The organism is Humibacter albus DSM 18994 (assembly GCF_000421825.1).
GTDB lineage: Bacteria > Actinomycetota > Actinomycetes > Actinomycetales > Microbacteriaceae > Humibacter > Humibacter albus.
The window spans coordinates 206892-226753 of the sequence record NZ_ATXT01000018.1; the positions used below are offsets into that span (position 1 = coordinate 206892).

The 19862-nt window shown below is 69.3% G+C and carries 17 protein-coding genes, 1 tRNA gene and 1 pseudogene; 5 read left to right on the plus strand and 14 right to left on the minus strand.

The features are described from left to right. The first annotated feature begins 15 nt into the window (after positions 1 to 15). A complete protein-coding gene (locus tag H623_RS0115500; protein WP_022901842.1) occupies positions 16 to 966 on the plus strand; it encodes a TetR/AcrR family transcriptional regulator C-terminal domain-containing protein in 951 nt (316 codons plus the stop codon). A gap of 8 nt (positions 967 to 974) precedes the next feature. Here H623_RS0115500 and prmC read toward each other — a convergent pair whose 3' ends face one another. Further along, positions 975 to 1847 carry a peptide chain release factor N(5)-glutamine methyltransferase gene (prmC, locus tag H623_RS0115505; RefSeq protein WP_026940431.1) on the minus strand — a complete coding sequence of 291 codons (873 nt, stop codon included), beginning with the start codon at positions 1845 to 1847 and terminating at the stop codon, positions 975 to 977. 161 nt (positions 1848 to 2008) lie between these two features. Between prmC and cysK the strand changes: the two genes are divergently transcribed. After that, complete coding sequence (cysK, locus tag H623_RS0115510; RefSeq protein WP_022901844.1) at positions 2009 to 2947, plus strand: cysteine synthase A; 939 nt, start codon at positions 2009 to 2011, stop codon at positions 2945 to 2947. Between the two features lie 13 nt (positions 2948 to 2960). Continuing rightward, complete coding sequence (gene epsC, locus H623_RS0115515) at positions 2961 to 3548, plus strand: serine O-acetyltransferase EpsC (protein WP_022901845.1); 588 nt, start codon at positions 2961 to 2963, stop codon at positions 3546 to 3548. 40 nt (positions 3549 to 3588) lie between these two features. On the opposite strand, the gene H623_RS21245 is transcribed toward epsC, so the two are convergent. The 12 genes from H623_RS21245 to argS form a co-directional block, all read right to left on the minus strand. Beyond that, a complete protein-coding gene (locus H623_RS21245) occupies positions 3589 to 4161 on the minus strand; it encodes a TetR/AcrR family transcriptional regulator (protein ID WP_169514930.1) in 573 nt (190 codons plus the stop codon). A gap of 59 nt (positions 4162 to 4220) precedes the next feature. Continuing rightward, positions 4221 to 4988, minus strand: a complete 768-nt coding sequence (locus H623_RS21250; protein ID WP_022901847.1) for a CPBP family intramembrane glutamic endopeptidase — start codon at positions 4986 to 4988, stop codon at positions 4221 to 4223. Positions 4989 to 5153: 165 nt separating this feature from the next. After that, positions 5154 to 6071, minus strand: a complete 918-nt coding sequence (locus tag H623_RS20440; RefSeq protein WP_022901848.1) for a bifunctional methylenetetrahydrofolate dehydrogenase/methenyltetrahydrofolate cyclohydrolase — start codon at positions 6069 to 6071, stop codon at positions 5154 to 5156. Next, positions 6068 to 6643 carry a cyclodeaminase/cyclohydrolase family protein gene (locus H623_RS20445; RefSeq protein WP_022901849.1) on the minus strand — a complete coding sequence of 192 codons (576 nt, stop codon included), beginning with the start codon at positions 6641 to 6643 and terminating at the stop codon, positions 6068 to 6070. Before H623_RS20445 ends, H623_RS20440 begins: the two co-directional genes overlap by 4 nt. Positions 6644 to 6706: 63 nt before the next feature. Further along, positions 6707 to 7783, minus strand: coding sequence for a peptide chain release factor 1 (gene prfA / locus H623_RS0115540; RefSeq protein ID WP_022901850.1), 1077 nt, complete (start codon positions 7781 to 7783; stop codon positions 6707 to 6709). 112 nt (positions 7784 to 7895) lie between these two features. Beyond that, positions 7896 to 10352, minus strand: a complete 2457-nt coding sequence (rho, locus tag H623_RS0115545; protein ID WP_022901851.1) for a transcription termination factor Rho — start codon at positions 10350 to 10352, stop codon at positions 7896 to 7898. A 260-nt stretch (positions 10353 to 10612) separates the two neighbouring features. After that, positions 10613 to 11524 carry a homoserine kinase gene (gene thrB, locus H623_RS0115550; RefSeq protein WP_026940432.1) on the minus strand — a complete coding sequence of 304 codons (912 nt, stop codon included), beginning with the start codon at positions 11522 to 11524 and terminating at the stop codon, positions 10613 to 10615. Between the two features lie 74 nt (positions 11525 to 11598). Beyond that, on the minus strand, positions 11599 to 12696 hold the full coding sequence (gene thrC / locus H623_RS0115555) for a threonine synthase (protein WP_022901853.1): 1098 nt from the start codon (positions 12694 to 12696) through the stop codon (positions 11599 to 11601). Between the two features lie 2 nt (positions 12697 to 12698). Further along, a complete protein-coding gene (locus H623_RS0115560; RefSeq protein WP_022901854.1) occupies positions 12699 to 14045 on the minus strand; it encodes a homoserine dehydrogenase in 1347 nt (448 codons plus the stop codon). Beyond that, entirely contained in the window at positions 14042 to 15544 is a 1503-nt protein-coding gene (lysA, locus tag H623_RS20450; protein ID WP_022901855.1) for a diaminopimelate decarboxylase, read from the minus strand. The genes H623_RS0115560 and lysA overlap by 4 nt, the downstream gene beginning before the upstream one ends. A 280-nt stretch (positions 15545 to 15824) precedes the next feature. After that, positions 15825 to 16667 (minus strand): LmeA family phospholipid-binding protein, encoded by an 843-nt coding sequence (locus tag H623_RS20455; RefSeq protein WP_022901856.1) that lies wholly within the window; start codon positions 16665 to 16667, stop codon positions 15825 to 15827. 155 nt (positions 16668 to 16822) lie between these two features. Beyond that, positions 16823 to 18505: an arginine--tRNA ligase gene (argS, locus tag H623_RS0115575; RefSeq protein ID WP_022901857.1), complete on the minus strand. Its 1683-nt coding sequence runs from the start codon at positions 18503 to 18505 to the stop codon at positions 16823 to 16825. Positions 18506 to 18808: 303 nt separating this feature from the next. Between argS and H623_RS20460 the strand changes: the two genes are divergently transcribed. Beyond that, the gene (locus tag H623_RS20460) at positions 18809 to 19258 is read left to right on the plus strand and encodes an iron ABC transporter ATP-binding protein (RefSeq protein WP_169514931.1); all 450 of its coding nucleotides are present in this window, start codon (positions 18809 to 18811) and stop codon (positions 19256 to 19258) included. 218 nt (positions 19259 to 19476) lie between these two features. Continuing rightward, positions 19477 to 19549, plus strand: a tRNA-Arg gene (locus H623_RS0115585). Positions 19550 to 19605: 56 nt separating this feature from the next. Here H623_RS0115585 and H623_RS21985 read toward each other — a convergent pair. Further along, positions 19606 to 19862, minus strand: a pseudogene (locus H623_RS21985) (IS481 family transposase); the annotation flags it as partial.

Consider the following 19862-nt stretch of genomic DNA (forward strand, 5'->3'; position numbering starts at 1 on the left):
AGCGTGAGGAGCGCGATGTCCGACACCGAAGCATCCGCCGACCTGTCGCTGCCGCACGCCGTCGCTCTCGCCTGGGGCGTGGCCGAGCGACCGCAGCGGGGTCCGAAACGCGAGCTCAGCATCGAGCGCATCGTTGAAACCGCGATGAAGCTCGCGGATGCCGAGGGGCTCGGCGCCGTGTCGATGGCCCGTGTCGCCTCCGCGCTCGGTTTCACGACGATGTCGCTCTACCGGTACGTGACGAGCAAGGACGACCTGCTGCTTCTGATGCAGGACGCCGTCGCCGACATCGAACTGCCCGAACCGCCCGAGGACGACTGGCGAACGGGACTGAGGCAATGGACGCTCGCCAGTCTCGCCTCCCTGCGCGCGCACCCCTGGTACAGCCGGATCCCGATCAGCGGCACACCCCTCACGCCGAACGTGATGCGGCTCATCGACGCCGCGCTGCGGGCACTCCGTCCCGCTCCGCTGAGTGACCAGGAGAAGATGGCGTGCGTTCTGTTGGTCGGCTCATACGCGCGTGCCGTCGGCAGCGTGCAGGCAGACATCGCGAGTTCCGGAGCGAGGGCCGACGAGGTCAACGGCCAGCGCTTCGCCGCTGCCCTCGGCCAGCTGGTCACCTCCGATGGCTTTCCCGATCTCGCACCGGTGATCGCCTCCGGCGCCTACACCGATGACGAGTTCGACGACTTCGCGTTCGGCCTGGAACGCGTGCTCGACGGCATCGCCCGCTACATCGACGAGAGGGGCGAGGCGAGCTCGCTGCAACGGGACGGCGTTCCCGACAGCGCGACGCGCGTCGCGGAGGACGCCACGCTCTACGGCTCCGACAAGCGCGTCAGAGAAGCCGCGAAGGCTCGTCGCGAGGCCGAGAAGGCGCTGCGGGAGGCGCGCAAGCGCGAGCGAGAGGCGCTGAAGGCCGCTCGGGAGCGCGCGGAGAAGAACGCCACGAAGAGCGCGTAGGCGTCCGCTCAGCGCAGCGCCGTCGTCACGCGGTCGCGCAGGGTGAGGTCGCGGTGAGTGGCGGAGGCGTGCCAGCCATCGGCATCCAGGATGCTGCGCACCGCCTCCCCCTGCAGCTCGCCGTGCTCGATCGCCAGCAGGCCGCCGGGGTGCAGCAGCGCCCGGGCACGACGCGAGAGCACGCGCACGACGTCGAGCCCGTCCTCGCCGCCGTACAGCGCCTCCTCGGGGTCGAAGAGGCGCACCTCCGGATCACGCGGGATCGCGTCGTCGGGCACGTACGGCGGGTTCGAGGCGACGACGGAGACCCGCCCGTCCAGCTCGCCGAACGCGTCGGCGAGGTCGCCGCCCACCAGCTGCAGGTTCGCCGCCCGCTGCTCCTGGAGGTTCCGCTTCGCCCACGCGTACGCCTGCGGCGAGCGCTCCACGGCGAACACGCGGGCGTGCGGCACCTCGGTGGCCATCGCCAGCGCGATGGCTCCGCTGCCGGTGCCGAGATCGACCGCGATCGGCGCGGGATCGGCCGCGGCGACCAAGGCATCGATCGCGAGCTGCGCCAGCAGTTCCGTCTCCGGCCGTGGGACGAAGACACCGGGCCCGACCAGCAGGTTCATCGCCCGGAACGGAGCGCGTCCGGTGAGATGCTGCAGCGGTTCGCGAGCAGCACGCCGCGCGGCCAGAGAACGCAGCTCGGATGCCTGTGCCCGCGTCACGGAGGACCCCATGACCGCCATCGCCTGCACGCGGCCGCGCGAGGCATCCAGAATGTGGCCGAGCAGCAGTTCTGCATCGACCTGCGGGTGAGGAATGCCCGCAGCCGTCAGCTGCTCCGCGACCTCGTTCAGCAGCGAACGCACGGAGGAGTCGGGCTCAGCGGTCATGGCGGAGGCATCCTTTCGCGCCACGATCTGTGCCATGCGAGGGTCGTCACATTCGCGATCGGGGCCGAGCGTCAAGAATAGGCTCGTCACGTGCCGCGCCGCACGATCCGAGGCGGCGTAGCGCTGTGAAGATTCACCGCCGTCACGACGAAAGGCAGCCCATGTCAGGCACCGTGCACTCCGACATCACCGAGGTGGTCGGCAAGACCCCGCTCGTGCGACTCAATCGCGTGACCGACGGGGCAGAGGCGACTGTCGCCGCCAAGCTCGAGTTCTACAACCCCGCCGCGAGCGTCAAGGACCGCATCGGGGTCGCGATCGTCGACGCTGCGGAAGAGGCCGGTGCGCTGAAACCCGGTGGCACCATCGTGGAGAGCACCAGTGGCAACACGGGTATCGCGCTCGCGTTCACCGCCGCCGCCCGGGGCTACAAGCTGATCATCGTGATGCCCGACACGGCGAGCAAGGAGCGCCGAGTGCTGATGCGGGCGTTCGGCGCCGAGGTGCGGCTCATCCCCGGCTCGGAGGGCATGAGCGGCGCGGTCGCCATGGCACAGGACATCGTGGCGAACACCGACAACGCCATCTGGGCCCAGCAGTTCGCGAACCCCGCCAACCCCGGCATCCACCACGCGACGACAGGCCCGGAGATCTGGGAGGACACCGCGGGGTCCGTCGACATCCTGGTCGCCGGAATCGGAACCGGCGGCACCATCACCGGCGCGGGCTCGTACCTCAAGGAGCAGAATCCCGAGGTGCGCGTCATCGCCGTCGAGCCCGAGGAGTCGCCCATCCTGAACGGTGGGCAGCCCGGCCCGCACAAGATCCAGGGGCTGGGCGCGAACTTCGTGCCCGAGGTGCTCGACACCTCGGTGTATGACGAGGTCGTGGACGTGAACGCGGATGCCGCACTCACCATGGCGCGCCGGCTCGCGGCGGAAGAGGGCATCCTGGGTGGCATCTCGTCGGGCGCGGCCGTGCACGCCGCCGTGCAGGTCGCGAAGCGGCCCGAGAACGCGGGCAAGACCATCGTGGTCGTGCTGCCGGACTTCGGCGAGCGCTACGTGTCGACCGTGCTGTACGAGGATCTGCAGGACTGACGACACCGCCACGATGAGCGTTCTCTCGCGAATGCGCGAAGACATCGCCGGCGCCCGGCGGCACGATCCTGCCGCGCGCGGCGATGTCGAGATCGCGCTGTCTTACTCCGGGCTGCATGCGATCTGGCTGCACCGCATCGCGCACCGGTGGTGGGTCTCCCCCGGCCTGAAGACACCGGCGCGGCTGCTGTCGCAGTTCGCGCGCTTTCTCACCGGGATCGAGATCCACCCCGGCGCGCGCATCGGCCGACGCTTCTTCATCGATCACGGCATGGGCGTCGTGATCGGTGAGACCGCCGTCGTCGGCGACGACGTCATGCTGTACCACGGCGTGACGCTGGGCGGAAAGTCGCGGGGACGCGGCAAGCGGCATCCCACGCTGGGCGACGGGGTCGTGGTGGGGGCCGGAGCGCAGGTGCTCGGCGACATCGTCGTCGGGGCGCGGTCGGTGGTGGGCGCGAACGCGGTCGTCGTGAAGTCGGCGCCGGCGGACTCGGTGCTGGTGGGCATCCCCGCGCGCCCTCGTGCACAGGATGCCCCGCACCACCTCACGCAGACCACCTCCGACGAGACATGGCTCGACCCCGGCATCTACATCTGAAGCGGCGCCCGGTGCAAGGCGCTCAGCCCAGTACAGACCGTCAGCTCAGCAGTGCTGCGACAGCGCGATCGAGCCGTTCACGCACAGACGTCTCGGGCTCGGGCCGGTAGAGGAGTTGCGCCGCCACGCCCTGTGCGAGCGCGAGCACTGCCCAGGCGGTCGTCGCGGGGTCGACGTGCTCGGGAACCTCTCCCTCCGCACGAGCGCGTGCCACCAGGGACGCCAGGAGGCCGCGGACCTGATCGTCGCTCTCGGCGATCGCGGCCGCCACGGCCGCGTTCGTCAACGCGTGCTGCCCGAAGGCGTCACCGCGGCGCTGACTGGCGATGCGCGCCTCGTCGAGCGGAAGGATGCCGATCAGCAGCGCCACGAGCCACTCGCGCAGGGTGGGCCGTCCCGGCTCCCCCGGCGGCAGCGGCGCCTCGCTCTCGCGCAGACGGGCGAACGCGGCCGCGAGCATACGGTCCTTCGAGGGGAACGCCTTCTGCACCGCGCCGAGCGACCAGCCCGCTTCGGTCGCGACGGCGCGGAACGACGCCGCCTGCAGGCCTTCGCGGCCGATGATCCGCAATGCGGCGTCGGCGAGCTCGCGTTGCCGTGCCGTCAAGTCCACGCCTCTCAGGCTAGGGCTCACCGTCTGGAGGGCGGGGCAGGCACACACGTCGACGTTCGTCAGGCGGGCGTGGGCGACGTTCGCCGCCACAGCACGATCGCATACGCGATCATGACGGCACACGCGATGCCCACTCCGGCGAGCGTGGCGCCGGTCGTGGCGTTGCCGCCCACGTAGTTCGTGAAGTCCCAGAGCGCGTGCCAGACGATCACCGGCCACAGGCTTGCGGTGATCACGACGAGTTCGGCAGCGACGACGCCGAAGACCACAGCGAACAGCAGTTGCAGTATCGCGGAGGACGGGTCCTCACCCCCGGCGAGGTTCGCTAGGTGGAGCACGCCGAACATCACCGAGCTTCCGACGATCGCGACCCGAGTGCCGCCGCTGCGCAACACCGCGAGCACGATGCCGCGGAACCAGATCTCCTCGTCGAACGCGACGGCGACCGTCAGAACGAGATAGGCGAGCGCGGTCTGCCAGCCGACATGGACCCCCGCGCTGACGAGCACGATGCCGATCGTGACGGGCAGCGGCACGAACCACCAGACGGCAGCGGCACGGCGCGGAGCGCGGAAGCCGTACTGCGTCAGCGCGGGAGACGACATCCGCATGACGAGCAGGCCGACGAGGGCGGATACGCCGGCGCCGATCGCGACGGTGAGCGCCGCGCCCGCCTCGCTCTGGTGCGTGATCTGCGCGACGGCCGACGCTGCTGCGGTGAAAACGACCGGGATGAGCGCGAATCCGATCGCGGCGAGCCAGCGCAGCCGGATGCGCCATATGGCACGGTTCGCAGCGGAAGCCGGTTCCATGTTGCGTGCTCGCATCGCAGAGTCGCTTCGTTCCATGGCCGCCTCGCGTCCAAATACGCCCGTATTCACGATGATAAGAATACGGATGTATTTCGTCGGGTGCAAGTGTCTTCTCGGCGCTCCCCTTCCTGGGGACGACAGCCCAGTTCGCGCGAACGACGCGGTGGGAATCCTGCGGCGTCAGCGCGTGCGCATCGCGGCGAGCCTCGTGAGGTTGCGCATGGCCATCGCGATCGTCAGCGGGCCGACCCGCGGCACGAACACACTGGCCACCTCTTTCACCGATTCGTCGAAGTTCGTGTACTCGGCGACGTCGACGCAGATCGCGCCGGGCCGGATCTCGTCCCCCCGAATCAGCTCGAAGCTCCTCGACGGCACCGCGGAGATCACCACGTCGGCCCCGGCGAGCGCTTCCGTGCGATCGGGACCCGATTCACGGATGTCGTGCGCGCGGCGTCCGATGGCCGGCTCGAACGTGACGGCGCCGTCGACGTCGAGCGAGTGCACGACGGCACCGTCGTTGGCGAGCATGGCCGCCAACGGTCGCCCGACGAGGTCGCTGCGGTTAACGATGCACGCCGTCACGCCGGCGAGCGGCGCGGCCGCGTCGGTGCCGCGCATGCCGGCGTGCTGCAGCAGTTTGAGGATGGCGAGGGGCGTGCACGGCAGGATCGCTCGGGTGGTGCCCGCGTCGTCGACGAACCGGTGGTTCTCGTACAGGAGCCGGCTCCAGAAGGAGTGCAGTCCCTCCACGTCCTTGCGCGGATCCACGAGCTCCCGCAACCAGCGGTCTGAGGCGCGGTCCATCAGCGGGTAATACAGGAAGACGCCGTCCACATCGGGGTCGATGTTCGCCTCAGCGATCTCGGCTTCGACGCGGTCCGCCGGTGTCGGATGCACATCGAGCTCGATCCCGACGGCTTCGCATCCCTTGCGCGCATATCGGGCGTACGTCGCGGCCGGACCGTCGCTCTGCCCGAGGATGCCGAGGATGCGCGGGCGCCTGCCGAGATCGGCGGTCAGACGTGCGACGTCACCGCGCACCTGCTCGCGGTACGCCGCCGCGACAGGCGACGGGTCGAGGATCTCCGCGCTCACAGCGTCTCTCCCAGTCCGACGACGAGCGCGTCCCTGCGCGCGCGCAATTCCTCCGCCGCCGGCGACGAGCGCCGCAGAAGGGCGTCGATGTTGATGTCGGCGGTGCGCACGGCCGCTCTCGCCGCGCCGGTCACGAGGTCCTCGCCGGCGAGCACATCGCTGCGGATGCCCGGCTTGACCCGGTCTTCGAGCTCACGCGCCAACGTGAGCACGTCCCGCAACGACTCCACCAGCGCCAGCGGGCGTTCGGCGGCGGCGATGGTCGCAGCCTCGACGGCCCGCGATCGTGCTTCGCGCTCGGCGTCATCACCGCGCGGGAGTCGATACGCCGCCATCAGAGCACCGAAGTCGTGCACGTCGCCATCGGCTGCAGCGGCGATGTCGTCGCGAAGCACGCAGAGGCGCTCTGCCTGCTCCTGCAGTGCCTCGTCGCCGGTGATCGCGATGGCCATCTGCACGAGCCCGGTACCCAGGGCCCCGCTGATCGCGGCGATCGAGCCCCCGCCGGGCGTCGGCTCGGCCGATGCAGTGGCAGACAACAGCGCCGAAGCGGATTCATCCCACAGACTCACGCGACCAGTGTCCTCTCGAAACGTGGGGTGCGGCTTTCGTGCCGGCCCCGGGCATCCGTCGTCTCAGTCCTCGCCGAGCGCGGCGAGCTGTGCCTCTTCGTCGGCGTGCACGGCCGATTCGATCACCGGGTCGAGCGCGCCGTTCATCACCTGATCGAGGTTGTAGGCCTTGTATCCGGTGCGATGATCGGCGATGCGGTTCTCCGGGAAGTTGTAGGTGCGGATGCGCTCGGAGCGGTCCATGCCGCGGATCTGCGACCTGCGCGCATCCGACGCCGCCGCCTCCAGCTCCTCCTGCTGCTTCGCCAGCAGCCGGGCGCGGAGCACGCGCATCGCGGCCTCGCGGTTCTGGATCTGCGACTTCTCGTTCTGCATCGACACCACGATGCCCGTCGGCAGGTGCGTGATGCGTACCGCGGAGTCCGTGGTGTTCACCGACTGGCCGCCCGGACCCGACGATCTGAAGACATCCACCCGGATGTCGTTCGCCGCGATGTCGATCTCCTCCGGCTCGTCGACCTCGGGGAAGACCAGAACGCCGGCGGTGGAGGTCTGGATGCGCCCCTGCGACTCGGTCACGGGCACGCGCTGCACGCGGTGCACCCCGCCCTCGTACTTCAGGTGCGCCCACGGGCCGTCGGCGGGATCGGCCGAGCGGCCCTTGATGGCCACCTGCACGTTCGTGTACCCGCCGAGGTCGGTGTCGTCGTGCTCGAGGATCTCGGTCTTGAAGCCGTGCGACTCCGCGTAGTGCAGGTACATGCGCAGCAGGTCGGCGGCGAACAAGGCCGACTCCGCTCCCCCGGCCCCGGCCTTGATCTCCATGATCACGTCGCGGCCGTCGTCGGGATCGCGCGGAATGAGCAGACGCCGCAGCTTCTCCTGCGCCGCCTCGTGCGCCTCCTGCAGCGCGGGAATCTCCTGGGCGAAAGCGTCGTCCTCGCCGGCCAGCTCTCGCGCGGCATCCAGATCGTCGCCCAGCGAGAGCCAGGACTCGTGCGCCGCCTTGATCTGACTCAGCTCCGCGTAACGCCGGTTCACCTTCTTGGCGCGCGCCGCGTCGGCGTGCAGCGCCGGATCGGCCAGCTGCTGCTGCAGCTCCTCGTGCTCGTCGAGCAGTGACTGGATGGAGTCGAACACTTCGTACTTCCCGGATGATGGTGGCGGCTGACGATGTTAACCACAGGATGCCCGCCCCGGCCCGCCGCGCCTCAGAGGGTCGCGACGGTTCGGACGGGCATCCGTGGATCAGCTAGCGGTGGTCGTTCTCGTGCGCGTGCGAGTGCGCGACGCCGTGGCCGCCGGTGGGCGCCGGGATCGACTTCTGCATCTGTACGAGGAACTCCACGTTCGAACTGGTCTCCTTGAGCTTGCCGAGCACGACCTCGAGCGCCTGCTGCGGGTCGAGACCGGCGAGCGCGCGGCGAAGCTTCCAGGTGATCTTCACTTCGTCGGAGCTCATCAGCATCTCTTCACGGCGCGTACCCGACGCGTTCACGTCAACGGCCGGGAAGATGCGCTTGTCAGCGAGCTGACGCGAGAGGCGCAGCTCCGAGTTGCCGGTGCCCTTGAACTCCTCGAAGATGACCTCGTCCATCTTGGATCCGGTCTCGATGAGCGCCGTGGCCAGTATGGTCAGCGACCCGCCGTGCTCGATGTTGCGTGCGGCGCCGAAGAACCGCTTCGGCGGGTAGAGCGCAGAGGCGTCGACACCACCGGAGAGGATGCGACCGGACGCCGGTGCCGCCAGGTTGTAGGCACGGCTCAGGCGGGTGATGGAGTCGAGCAGCACGACCACGTCATGGCCCAGCTCGACCAGGCGCTTCGCACGCTCGATGGCGAGCTCGGCGACCGTGGTGTGGTCCTCGGCCGGACGGTCGAAGGTGGAGGCGATGACCTCGCCCTTCACCGTGCGCTGCATGTCGGTGACCTCTTCAGGTCGCTCGTCCACGAGCACGACCATGAGGTGCACCTCGGGATTGTTCGTCGTGATCGCGTTCGCGATCTGCTGCATCACGATGGTCTTGCCGGCCTTCGGCGGCGCGACGATGAGGCCGCGCTGGCCCTTGCCGATCGGCGCGACCAGGTCGATGATGCGCTGCGTGAGCTTCGCCGGCTCCGTCTCCAGGCGCAAGCGCTCCTGCGGGTACAGCGGCGTCAGCGCGGAGAACTCGACGCGGTTCTGCGCCTCGTCGTTCGGCTGACCGTTGACCGAGTCCACCTTCACCAGCGCGTTGTACTTCTGGCGGCCGGTGTTCTCGCCCTCGCGCGGCTGGCGGATGGCGCCGACCACGGCATCGCCCTTGCGCAGGTTGTGCTTCTTCACCTGGCCGAGCGAGACGTACACATCGCTCGGGCCGGGCAGGTAGCCGCTGGTGCGCACGAACGCGTAGTTGTCGAGCACGTCGAGAATGCCCGCGACCGGGATCAGCACATCGTCGTCGAGAATCTCGGGCTCGACGTCGTCCGCTGCTCCCCGACGCTTGCGGTCGCGGTAGCGGTTACGGCCGCCGCGCTCGTCGTCCTGCTGACCGTTCTGGCCCTGCTGCTTCTGGCCCTGCTTCTGCTTCTGCTTCTGCTGGCCGCCCTGCTGGTTCTGGTTCTGGTTCTGGTTCTGGTTCTGGCCGTCCTGCTGCTCGCCGGACTCGCCCTGCTGATCGCCCTGCGCGTTGTCGCGCCGGTTCTTGTTGCGACCGCGGTTGCGGCGCCCCTGGCGCGGCTGCTGCTCGCGCTGCTCGTCGCCGGAGGACTGATCGTCGGATGCCTGACCGTCGGATGCCTGACCGTCGGATGCCTGACCCTCGCCGGCGGGCCGCTCACCGTTCGCCACGTCCTGGCCTGCGTCACCGTGGGAGGCCTGCCCGGCACCGGCATCCTGGCCGTTGCCGCGTTCCTCGGCGGACGATGTGCCCTGGGAGCCCTGCTCGCCGCGGTTCTTCTCGCCACGGTTCTGCTCGCCACGGTTCTGCTCGCCACGGTTCTGCTCGCCACGGTTCTGCTCGCCGCGGTTCTGCTCACCACGGTTCTGGCCGCCACGCGTGCGGTCGCTCTGCGCCGAGCCGCCCTGCGCCTGGTCGTTCGAGGACTCGGTGCTGGCCGCCTCACCGTTCGAGGACGGAATGTCGAGCATGGCAGGCACACCCGCCTCCGCGGAATTCACGTGGGTCGACGCCGACACGGTGCGTCCGCCATCGGCGCTGGTCGCGCGGCGCGAGCCACGGCGGGTGCGGGCAGGCGGGGTCTGCAGGTCGAGGGCGGCCTGCAGAGCTGCCTCGGCCTGCGCCGGGCTCAGGTCGGACTGCTGCTCGACGGCGTGAGACTGCTCCGGCTGCAACGTCGCCGCCGGAGTGGTCGCCTGCTCGGTGCTGGCCAGCTCTGTGCTCGCCTGCTCGGTGGTCTGCTCTGTGCTGCTGGCCGGCTCTGTGCGCGCCTGCTCGGTGCTGGTCCGCACGGCGCTCACCTGCTCGGTGCTCGCCTGCTTCGGCTCGGAGGCCGTCTGCGGTGCCGGGGCGTTCTGCTCCGCAGCACCGTTGGCAGACGGCTGCGCCTCGCGCGCGGCCTCGATGGCCGCCACCAGCTCACCCTTGCGCAGCTTGGCCGCACCGGGGATGCCGAGACTCGCCGCCAGCGACTGCAGCTGCGGCACGCGCAGAGACGACAGTTCGACAGTGGGGTCCACGCCCTCGGCGTGGAGATTGACATCGGTCACTGAAAAGGATTCCTTTCCTCCGGCAGGCATAGAGGCGCCTCACTCGGAGTGCGTGTCGTGAGATTTCCGCTCGATCGTGTTTCGACCGCGTGCGTCGGGGATCGCTGCGCGGGGTTCGGACGGGAACGACAGCAGTGAGTTACAAGAATTTCACCCGATCGCCGCCCATCGCGTTCACTACGCGTTGTCTGGCGGCTGCCGCCCAGTCTACCACCCCCGAGGTACCAACCCGGCCATGCACGCGCCGGGCGGAAGCGGTGTCAGGAGGCGTCGGCATCCACTCGGTGCACCGTCGCACCGAGGAAGTCGACGGCCAGCATGAGCGGCTGCCAGCGGGACTCGGCGCGATCGGCGACGAGCTGCGCGGCAGCCAGGCGCTGCGCAGGATCGCTGCACAGCACCAGGATCGAGGGGCCGGCTCCGGAGACGACGGCCGGGAACCCGGCGCCGCGGAGCTCGGTGATGAGCCGGTTCGTCTCGGGCATGGCGCCGGCGCGGTAGTTCTGGTGCAGCTTGTCTTCGGTGGCGGCCAGCAGAAGCTCCGGGCTCTGCACCAGGGCGGCGACCAGCAGCGAAGAACGAGACACGTTGAAGACCGCGTCCTCGTGCGGAACCGACTCCGGCTGCAGACTGCGCGCCAACGCCGTCGACATCACGTGCTCGGGAACGAACACCAGGGGTGAGACGCCGCGGTGCACCATCAGCTTCTTGTGCAGCGGACTGCGGTTGGACATCCAGGCGATCGTCAACCCGCCGAAGAGCGCCGGAGCCACATTGTCCGGGTGTCCCTCGAGGTCGGTGGCGAGCGCGAGGAGGCGTTCGGCGTCGAAATCCACGATGCCGTCGAGCAGGCCCTTGGCCGCCATGACACCGGAGACGATGGCCGCACCGGACGATCCCAGCCCGCGCCCGTGCGGGATCACGTTGTTCGCGACGAGCCGCAGGCCCGGCAACGGGACGCCGGCGGACTCGAAGGCGTGCGCGATGGACCGCACCACGAGGTTCGTCTCGTCGGTCGGTACCTCGCCTTCGCCGACCCCGTGCACTTCCACGAAAGCGCCGGGCTCGGCCACCGCGGTCACCGTCAACTCGTCGTAGTGCGCGAGGGCGAGGCCGAGGGTGTCGAATCCCGGCCCCAGGTTGGCTGAGGTCGCCGGGACCTTCACACGCACCGTGCGCCCGGGAGGAACCGGTGAGGCTCCCGCGGCGACACCGGTGTGCGACGCACCGGCAACGGATGCCGTGCTCACGCCGCGCCCGAGGAATCCGTCGCGGCGCTCAGGCCCAGCACGTCGGCGATCTGTGCCGTATCGACCGGGACGACGGTCGGCTGCACCTCGCCGCCGCCGGGGATGCGCAGCGCCCACTGCGGATCCTTCAGGCCGTGACCGGTGACGGTCAGCACGACGCGCGAGCCGGCGGGGACGGTTCCCGCCTCTGCCTGCTCGAGAAGGCCGGCGACACTGATCGCGCTGGCCGGCTCCACGAAGATGCCGACCTCGGCGGAGAGGATGCGTTGTGCGGCGAGGATGCGCTCGTCGTCGATCGCACCGAAGTAGCCGTTCGTCGCATCGCGAGCCTGGAGTGCCAGTTCCCACGACGCCGGGTTGCCGATGCGGATGGCGCTGGCGACGGTGTCGGGGTCTTTCACCGGGTGTCCGAGGACGATCGGCGCGCTGCCCGCGGCCTGGAACCCGAACATGCGGGGCAGCTTCGTGGTCACGGAGCGCTCCGCCTCCTCGGTGTATCCGCGCGTGTAGGCCGTGTAGTTGCCCGCGTTGCCGACCGGGATGAAATGGAAATCGGGAGCGTCGCCGAGCACCTCGACCACCTCGAAGGCCGCGGTCTTCTGACCCTCGATGCGGTCATTGTTCACCGAGTTCACCAGGTGCACCGGATAGTTCGCGGCGAGGTCGCGGGCGATGTCGAGGCAGTCGTCGAAGTTGCCCTGCACCTGCAGGAGGTGACCGTTGTGAGCGATGGCCTGGCTCAGCTTGCCCATCGCGATCTTGCCCTCGGGCACCAGCACGACGGCCTGGATGCCTGCGTGCGCGGCGTACGCGGCCGCCGACGCCGACGTATTGCCGGTGGAGGCGCAGATCACGGCCTTCGCGCCGTGCTCGACCGCCTTCGAGATCGCCATCGTCATGCCGCGGTCCTTGAACGAGCCCGTCGGGTTCATTCCCTCGAACTTGACGTAGACATCCGCTCCCGTACGACGGGACAGAGCAGCGGCGGGGATCAGCGGCGTGCCGCCCTCGCCCAGCGTGACGATCGGCGTCGCCTCCGTCACGTCGAGACGATCGGCGTATTCGCGCAGAACGCCCTGCCATTGATGCGCCACGTTCAGGCTCCTTCAACTCGTAGAACAGAGGTCACGGTCACGACCTCATCGCTGTCGCGAAGGGCGTCGACCGTCGCCGCCAGAGCGGACTCGAACGCCGTATGCGTTCCGATCACCAGCGTAGCCGTGCCGGATGCCGCCTCCTCACCGCTCTCGGACGGCATCGCCTCGTCGACACGAGCCACCGTCTGGGTGAGCGTCTCGACCGAGACGTGATGCGCGGCGAACACGGCGGCGATGCGCGAGAGCACGCCGGGCACGTCGGTCACCCGCAACGTGATCTGGTAGCGGGTGCGCACGGCGCCCACGTCGAGCACGGGCAGGTCGGCGTGCGTGGACTCGGCCACGCCCGGTCCGCCGACGACGTGGCGTCGCGCTGCCGAGACGACGTCGCCCAGCACTGCCGACGCCGTCTGCAGCCCGCCGGCGCCCGCGCCGTAGAACATCAGATCCCCCGCGGCGGCGGCCTGCACGAACACGGCGTTGTGCACGCCGCGTACGGCGGCCAGAGGATGCTCGCGCGGCACGAGCGCGGGATACACGCGCGCCGAGACGCCCTCGCGTCCTTCGCCGTCGGTGACGCGCTCGCAGATCGCGAGCAGCTTGATCACATAGCCGGCGGCGCGAGCCGCGTCCACCTGCTCCTTGGTGATGTCGGTGATGCCCTCGCGGTGCACGGCGGACAGCGGCACTGTGGTGTGGAACGCGAGCCCGGCCAGGATCGCGGCCTTCGCCGCCGCATCGAAGCCCTCCACGTCGGCCGACGGGTCGCTGCGCTCGGCGTAACCGAGCTCGGTGGCGACCTCGAGTGCCGATTCGAGGCTGTCGCCGGCGACGTCCATGCGGTCGAGGATGAAGTTCGTGGTCCCGTTGACGATGCCGAGGATGCGCTGCACGCGGTCGCCCGCGAGGCTGTCGTGCAAGGGCCGGATGATCGGGATGGCGCCGGCCACGGCGGCCTCGTAGTACAACTGCGCGCCGACCTGTTCCGCGGCGGCGAACAGCTCCGGTCCGTGCTCGGCGAGCAGCGCCTTGTTTCCCGTGACGACATCTGCGCCCGAGGTGAGCGCCAGCAGCACCTGCTCGCGGGCCGGATCGATGCCGCCCATCAGCTCGATGACGATGTCCGCGCTCAGAATCAGCGAGTGCGCGTCCGTCGTGAACAGCTCGCGCGGCAGATCGGCGCGACGCGGAGCATCCGGGTCGCGCACCGCGATGCCGATCAGCTCGAGCCCGGCGCCCACACGCGCCGCGAGCTCATCCGCGTGATCGATCAGCAGCTTGGCCACCTGGGAGCCGACGGAGCCGGCACCGAGCAGCGCGACCTTCAGCGTGCGGTACTCGATCATCGCTCGCCCTCCGTCGCCGTGGGATGTTCGTGCTCGCGTTCCGCGCGCGCCAACGGTCCCGGCGCATCCTCGTCGCGTCCGTTGGGCTCCGCTGTGGTAGCAGCGTGCCGGGCACCGAGGTCACGCGCCAGCAGGTCGTCGATGGTCTCGCCGCGCACGATCACGCGAGAGTCGCCGTCCCGTACCGCGACCACGGCGGGCCGCGGCAGGTAGTTGTAGTTGCTCGACAGCGACCAGCAATACGCGCCAGTCGCCGCCACCGCGAGCAGGTCGCCCGGGGCGACATCCGCGGGGAGATACTCGGCGTCGACGACGATGTCGCCCGACTCGCAATGCTTTCCGGCCACGCGCACGAGCACCGGTTCGGCGGTGGATGTCCGGCCCACCACCCGTGCCGAATAGTCCGCCCCATAGAGTGCCGGTCGAGCGTTGTCGCTCATGCCGCCGTCGACGCTGACGTAGAGGCGCGACGAGCCCACGCCGTCGGCATCCAGCGTCACGGGCTTCGTCGTTCCGACGCTGTAGAGCGTGATGCCCGCCGGTCCGACGACGGCGCGTCCCGGCTCGAACGCCACGACCGGAACCGGGATGAGCGCCCGCTCGCACTCCGCTGCCACGATCTGCGCGATGCGCTGCGCGAGCTCCTCGATGGTGTCCGGCGCGTCGGCGCCGGTGTAGGCGATGCCGAAGCCGCCGCCGAGGTTCAGTTCGGGGACCGGCCCGCCAGTCAGGAGCCGCGCGTGCAGCGCGACGAGGCGTGCGGCGGACTCCGCGAAGCCCTCGGGTCCGAAGATCTGCGAGCCGATGTGGGCGTGCAGTCCGACGAACTCCAGCGAGTGCTGCGCGCGGATTACCGCGGCGAGTCGCTCCGCGTCGTCGAGTGCGACACCGAACTTCTGGTCTTCGTGCGCGGTGGCCAGAAAGTGGTGCGTGTCGGCGTGCACGCCCGTGCGTACGCGCAACCGCACCCGCTGCACCCGGCCGTGCACCGACGCAGCGGCCGCGACGCGGCCGATCTCCTGTTCGGAGTCGATCACGATGGTGCCGACTCCCGCGGAGACCGCGGCGTCGAGCTCGCCGGTCGATTTGTTGTTGCCATGCAGACCGAGCCGCGACGCGTCCACTCCGGCCGCGAGCGCGACCGCGAGCTCACCGCCGCTGGCGACGTCGATGCGCAGCCCGGCCTCGGTCATCCAGCGCGCCATGTCGATAGTGAGGAACGCTTTGCCGGCGTAGTAGACCTCCGCGCTGCTGCCGATGCGCTCGAACGCCTCGGTGAAGGCCGATCGAATGCGCTCGGCCCGCTCGCGGACGTATGCCTCATCGAGCACATACAGCGGCGTGCCGTACTGCTCCGCGAGCGCGTCGACGCGCACTCCGGCGATCTCGGCCACTCCGTCGGCGTCGCGCGCCAGGCTCGGCGGCCACACCCCCTCGGCGAAGGCGTTCGCATCGTCGGGAACGCGCAGCCAGGCAGGGGAAAGCGGGTTGTCGGGCACGATCGTGAGTCACCTCGAACTGAGTGGGCTGAGCTGGCGAGCGGACCCGGATTGGCCCCTGAAGCCGAGAGACGTGTTGCGCATTCGCGCGCCGAAGAAGTCTAACGAGCACCGGCCGTGGCCCGGAAAACGGGCGCGTCACATTGTGCCCCGCGCCACGCGCCCGCGACCCGTCCGCACGCGTCTTCCCTCCCGTTTCGGACGGATGCGGCCGGCGCATCAGCCCCATTCGTGGGAAACGGATCACGAGAAGCAGCCGACCGCTCGCGTCTGCCGCCGCTCAGTCGCAGGACCCCTTGGTGTCGAAGGTTTTCGCGTCGAGCACGATGTCGTCGGCCCGCACGCCGACGCGTGCCGTTCCCTTGCGGATGGTGAGCTCGGTGGCATCCACTCCCTCGGGGAGATACTGGGCGACGCAGATCGAGATGGTCGACGGCAGCAGGTCCTTGGCGAAACGGGTCACGTCGAGCGCACCCCCGCCGGCCGTGACGGTGACGTTGCGCGGCGTGAGAGTCACCGTGCCGGTGCCGACCAGGGTCGGTGTGACGGATGCCGTGTACCCGACATCGATGCCCAGGATCTGCCCACTGCCCTGCAAACCGACCTCGTCATCCTTGAATGTGGCCGTCGTGTCGTCGGGGAGGTCGACGAGCTTGTTGACCGCCTCCTGATCGATCTTCATCGACCCGTCGATGCGCTCGACGGGCTTCGAGAAGTCGAGCGGAACGCCGTAGGCGGTGACCGTCGCCGACATGCGGCTGCCCTGCACCTCGAGATCGGAGGTGTGCAGCCTCACCTCGTCGAACCGGCCGGTGTACAGCTGTGCGAACACGGAGGTGCCGCGGATCTGCACGCTCAGGTTGTTCGCCTTCACGTCGGGCGGCAGCTGCTTCTGGATCTCCGAGGCCACGACGCCCTGCGCCACCTGACGCAGAATCGCGTCCGTGACGAAGAAGAGGCCGACGGCCAGCACGACGGCGCCGACGACCCACAGCGCCACCCGAAGGCGCCGCCGGCGAGGCGAGCGGGCAGGATCTGGGCGGGCAGAGGCATCCTGGCTCCGCGTATCCGTGTGCTCCGTGGATGCCTCCAGCGGCTCGGTCGATCGTTCGTACGTCGCCATGATCCCCCGTTCTGCCCTCGTTCGCGTGCGGACTGAGCATTATGCGGTACCCAGCCGCACGCGCCGTGTGCGTTGCCTGTGCCGCCCCGCAGCGTCGAGTGCGTTGCTTGTGCCGCTCCGCAGCGTCGCGGGCGCCGCGCCGCATGCGTTTCGCGCTACATCCGCTCCGGCGCGGAGACGCCCACGAGCGCGAGCCCGTTGCGGATGACCTGGCCCGTCGCGTCGTTCAGCCACAGCCGCGTGCGATGGAGGTCGGTGATCGGCTCCTCGCCCAACGGGATCACCCGGCAGTTGTCGTACCACTTGTGGTACAGCCCGGCGACCTCCTCGACATAGCGCGCCACGCGGTGCGGCTCCCGGAGCTCTGCAGCCTGCGCGACGATGCGCGGGAACTCCTGCAGCGCGCCGAGCAGCGCCGATTCGGTCTCGTGCGTGAGCAGCTGTGGCGCGAACGCGCTGCGGGTCACACCCGCCACCTCCGCGTTGCGCGCGACGGAGCGGGTGCGGGCGTGTGCGTACTGCACGTAGTACACGGGGTTGTCGTTCGAGTGGCTGCGCAGCAACTCGGGGTCGAGCGTGAGCGGCGAGTCGGCGGGAGAGCGCGCCAGCGAGTAGCGCAACGCGTCGGTGCCGAGCCATTTCTGCAGGTCGGTGAGCTCGATGATGTTGCCCGCGCGCTTGGACAGTTTCGCGCCGTTGATGCTCACCAGCTGGCCGATGAGAATCTCGATGTCGGCATCCGGGTCGTCGCCGGCAGCACCGGCGAGTGCGCGCAGCCGGTGCACGTACCCGTGGTGATCGGCGCCGAGCAGGTAGATCTTGTGCTGGAAGCCGCGATCCGACTTGTTGAGGTAGTACGCGGCATCCGCGGCGAAGTAGGTGTAGACGCCGTTGCTGCGGCGGATGACCCGGTCCTTGTCGTCGCCGAAGTCGGTGGTGCGCACCCAGACCGCGTCGTCCTGCTCGAAGACGTGGCCCTGTGCCCGCAACCGCTCGAGGGCGTCGTCGACCAGGCTCATGTCGGTCTGCGCGTTCTTCGCGTGCAGCTCACGCTCGCTGAACCAGACATCGAACTCGACGTTGAAGTCCTTCAGCGCCTGGCGAATCTCCGCCAGCTGCAGCTCGTAAGCGAGCTCGCGGGCGCGCTCGAGCGCCTGGTCGTCGGGCAGCTCGAGCAGGCCAGGCTCGCGCTCGAGCACGGCGGCGGCGAGATCGGCGATGTACTGGCCGGGGTAGCCGCCTTCCGGCGTCGGCTCCCCCTTGGCCGCCGCGAGCACCGAGGCGCCGAATTTGTCCATCTGGCTGCCTGCGTCGTTGATGTAGTACTCACTCGCGAGCTTGGCGCCGGATGCCTTCAGCACGCGGGCGATCGAGTCGCCGAGCGCCGCCCAGCGGGTGTGCCCGATGTGCAGCGGTCCCGTGGGATTGGCCGACACGAACTCGAGATTGATGCTCGCACCGGCCTGCGTGACGTTCTGGCCGTACGCCTCACCGGCATCCACGATCGTCTTCGCGAGCGCGCCGGCGGCCGCGGCGTCGAGCCGGAAGTTGATGAAGCCGGGCCCCGCCACCTCGGCGGAGGCGACGCCATCGAGGCGCTCGGACTCCAGCGCGATCTCCTGAGCGAGTTCGCGGGGGTTCGCGCCGAGCGGCTTCGCCAGTCGCATGGCGGCGTTGGACGCCCAGTCGCCGTGATCGCGGTTCTTCGGTCGCTCCAGTCGGATGTCGGTACGCGCCAGCAAGGGGTCCGTCACCGAGTCGCCCTCCGCGGCACGTCGCGCCTCGACCACACGCGTGATGATGGCGTACAACTGGTCGGCGAGCTGATCGGGATTCACGACGGCCGATTCTACCGGGACCGGGCTGGGCGAGCGCCGCCGATGACCGATGCCCGTTGCACACATCGTCTCTTGCTATCCTCGTGCGCACGCACCCCTCCTCCACCGGAGTTCCCCATGCGCACAGCCCCTTCCCGCCACGGCCGACGACGCCCGTGGCGCTCCGCCGTCGTCGCAGGCGCTCTGCTGACGGTCTCGGCGCTCCTTCTCACCGCATGCCAGAGCGACCATGCTTCGCCGTCGACGACGAGCTCGTCGAAACCACGGGCGTCCGCCACCGCATCGTCTGTGCCGAAGGCGACGATGACACCGGCAGCGAGGCCCACGCCGGTGAAGATCGCCTGCGACGAGGTTCTGACCGCCGACCAGCTCACGAAGCTCGTACCGGTGCTGACCGCGATCGACGACTTCACGCCGGAGAAGGGCACCGATGCCCTCACAGCCCTCGACGCCGACGGCGTCGCATGCGGCTACACCAATCCGGGAACCGGGCACACCGTGACCGTCTCGATCGCCCGTCCGGCGAAGCCCCAGCTGACGACATTGAAGAACAAGGCCATCGACGACAGCAACGTGGTGCCCACCTACGGTGTGCCGCCGAAGGTGATGGGCTACTTCACAGTGACCGGATCGGTCGGGATAGCCGAGGTGTTCACGGGCGACTACTGGATCGTGGTGGCGTCGAAGGACTACATCGAACCCGGCGACGCGAGCCAGGTGGTCGCCGACGTGCTCGGAAACATCGCCGGCTGAGTCGCCGGGCCGAGGGCGGGCCCAGCTGCCGGGCACCGCCGGACCCGGTCGCCGGGCCCGGCCGCTGGGCACCGCCGCGAAAACGGCAGATGTCGTCGGAAACAGCGGTGATTCTGCTGTTTCGGTACCGAGAGCGCGGACATTGCTGTTTTCACTGCAGGCGCCGGACGAGGGTGTGAGAAGGACCCGCCGCGGATGCTAGCCTTGACGGGCACTGAGCCCCCATAGCTCAGGGGATAGAGCGTCTGCCTCCGGAGCAGAAGGCCGTAGGTTCAAATCCTACTGGGGGCACTCTGTGATGTCTCAGGACATCGGAATAGCCCGAACCCACGTTGTGTGGGTTCGGGCTATTGCTTTGTGCGGGGTTGGTAGTCGCGTTCGAGGTTGATGGTCAGTTCGCGTAGGAGTTCTCCGGTGGTGGCGTTGATGACGATCACGTCGAGGTCGTGGATGAGGAGTTTGACGTGGGTTCCGGCGTGGGTTCGGCCGATGCCGATGTGGCGTAGCCGGCCAGCGACGCGCAGGGTGACGGTGCCGCTTTTGTCGATGCGGTCGTCTCGGACGCGGTCGTGGCTGTCGGTTCTGGCGTTGGCGGGCGAGGTCT

What these genes read in the sequence shown, in the direction of transcription:
- H623_RS21250 (WP_022901847.1), bottom strand. Translation starts at nt 4,988, where the DNA reads ATGCGAGCACGCAACATGGAACCGGCTTCCGCTGCGAACCGTGCCATA.
- H623_RS0115500 (WP_022901842.1), top strand. Translation starts at nt 16, where the DNA reads ATGTCCGACACCGAAGCATCCGCCGACCTGTCGCTGCCGCACGCCGTC.
- H623_RS0115560 (WP_022901854.1), bottom strand. Translation starts at nt 14,045, where the DNA reads ATGATCGAGTACCGCACGCTGAAGGTCGCGCTGCTCGGTGCCGGCTCC.
- H623_RS20455 (WP_022901856.1), bottom strand. Translation starts at nt 16,667, where the DNA reads ATGGCGACGTACGAACGATCGACCGAGCCGCTGGAGGCATCCACGGAG.
- H623_RS20460 (WP_169514931.1), top strand. Translation starts at nt 18,809, where the DNA reads ATGACACCGGCAGCGAGGCCCACGCCGGTGAAGATCGCCTGCGACGAG.
- cysK (WP_022901844.1), top strand. Translation starts at nt 2,009, where the DNA reads ATGTCAGGCACCGTGCACTCCGACATCACCGAGGTGGTCGGCAAGACC.
- epsC (WP_022901845.1), top strand. Translation starts at nt 2,961, where the DNA reads ATGAGCGTTCTCTCGCGAATGCGCGAAGACATCGCCGGCGCCCGGCGG.
- prmC (WP_026940431.1), bottom strand. Translation starts at nt 1,847, where the DNA reads ATGACCGCTGAGCCCGACTCCTCCGTGCGTTCGCTGCTGAACGAGGTC.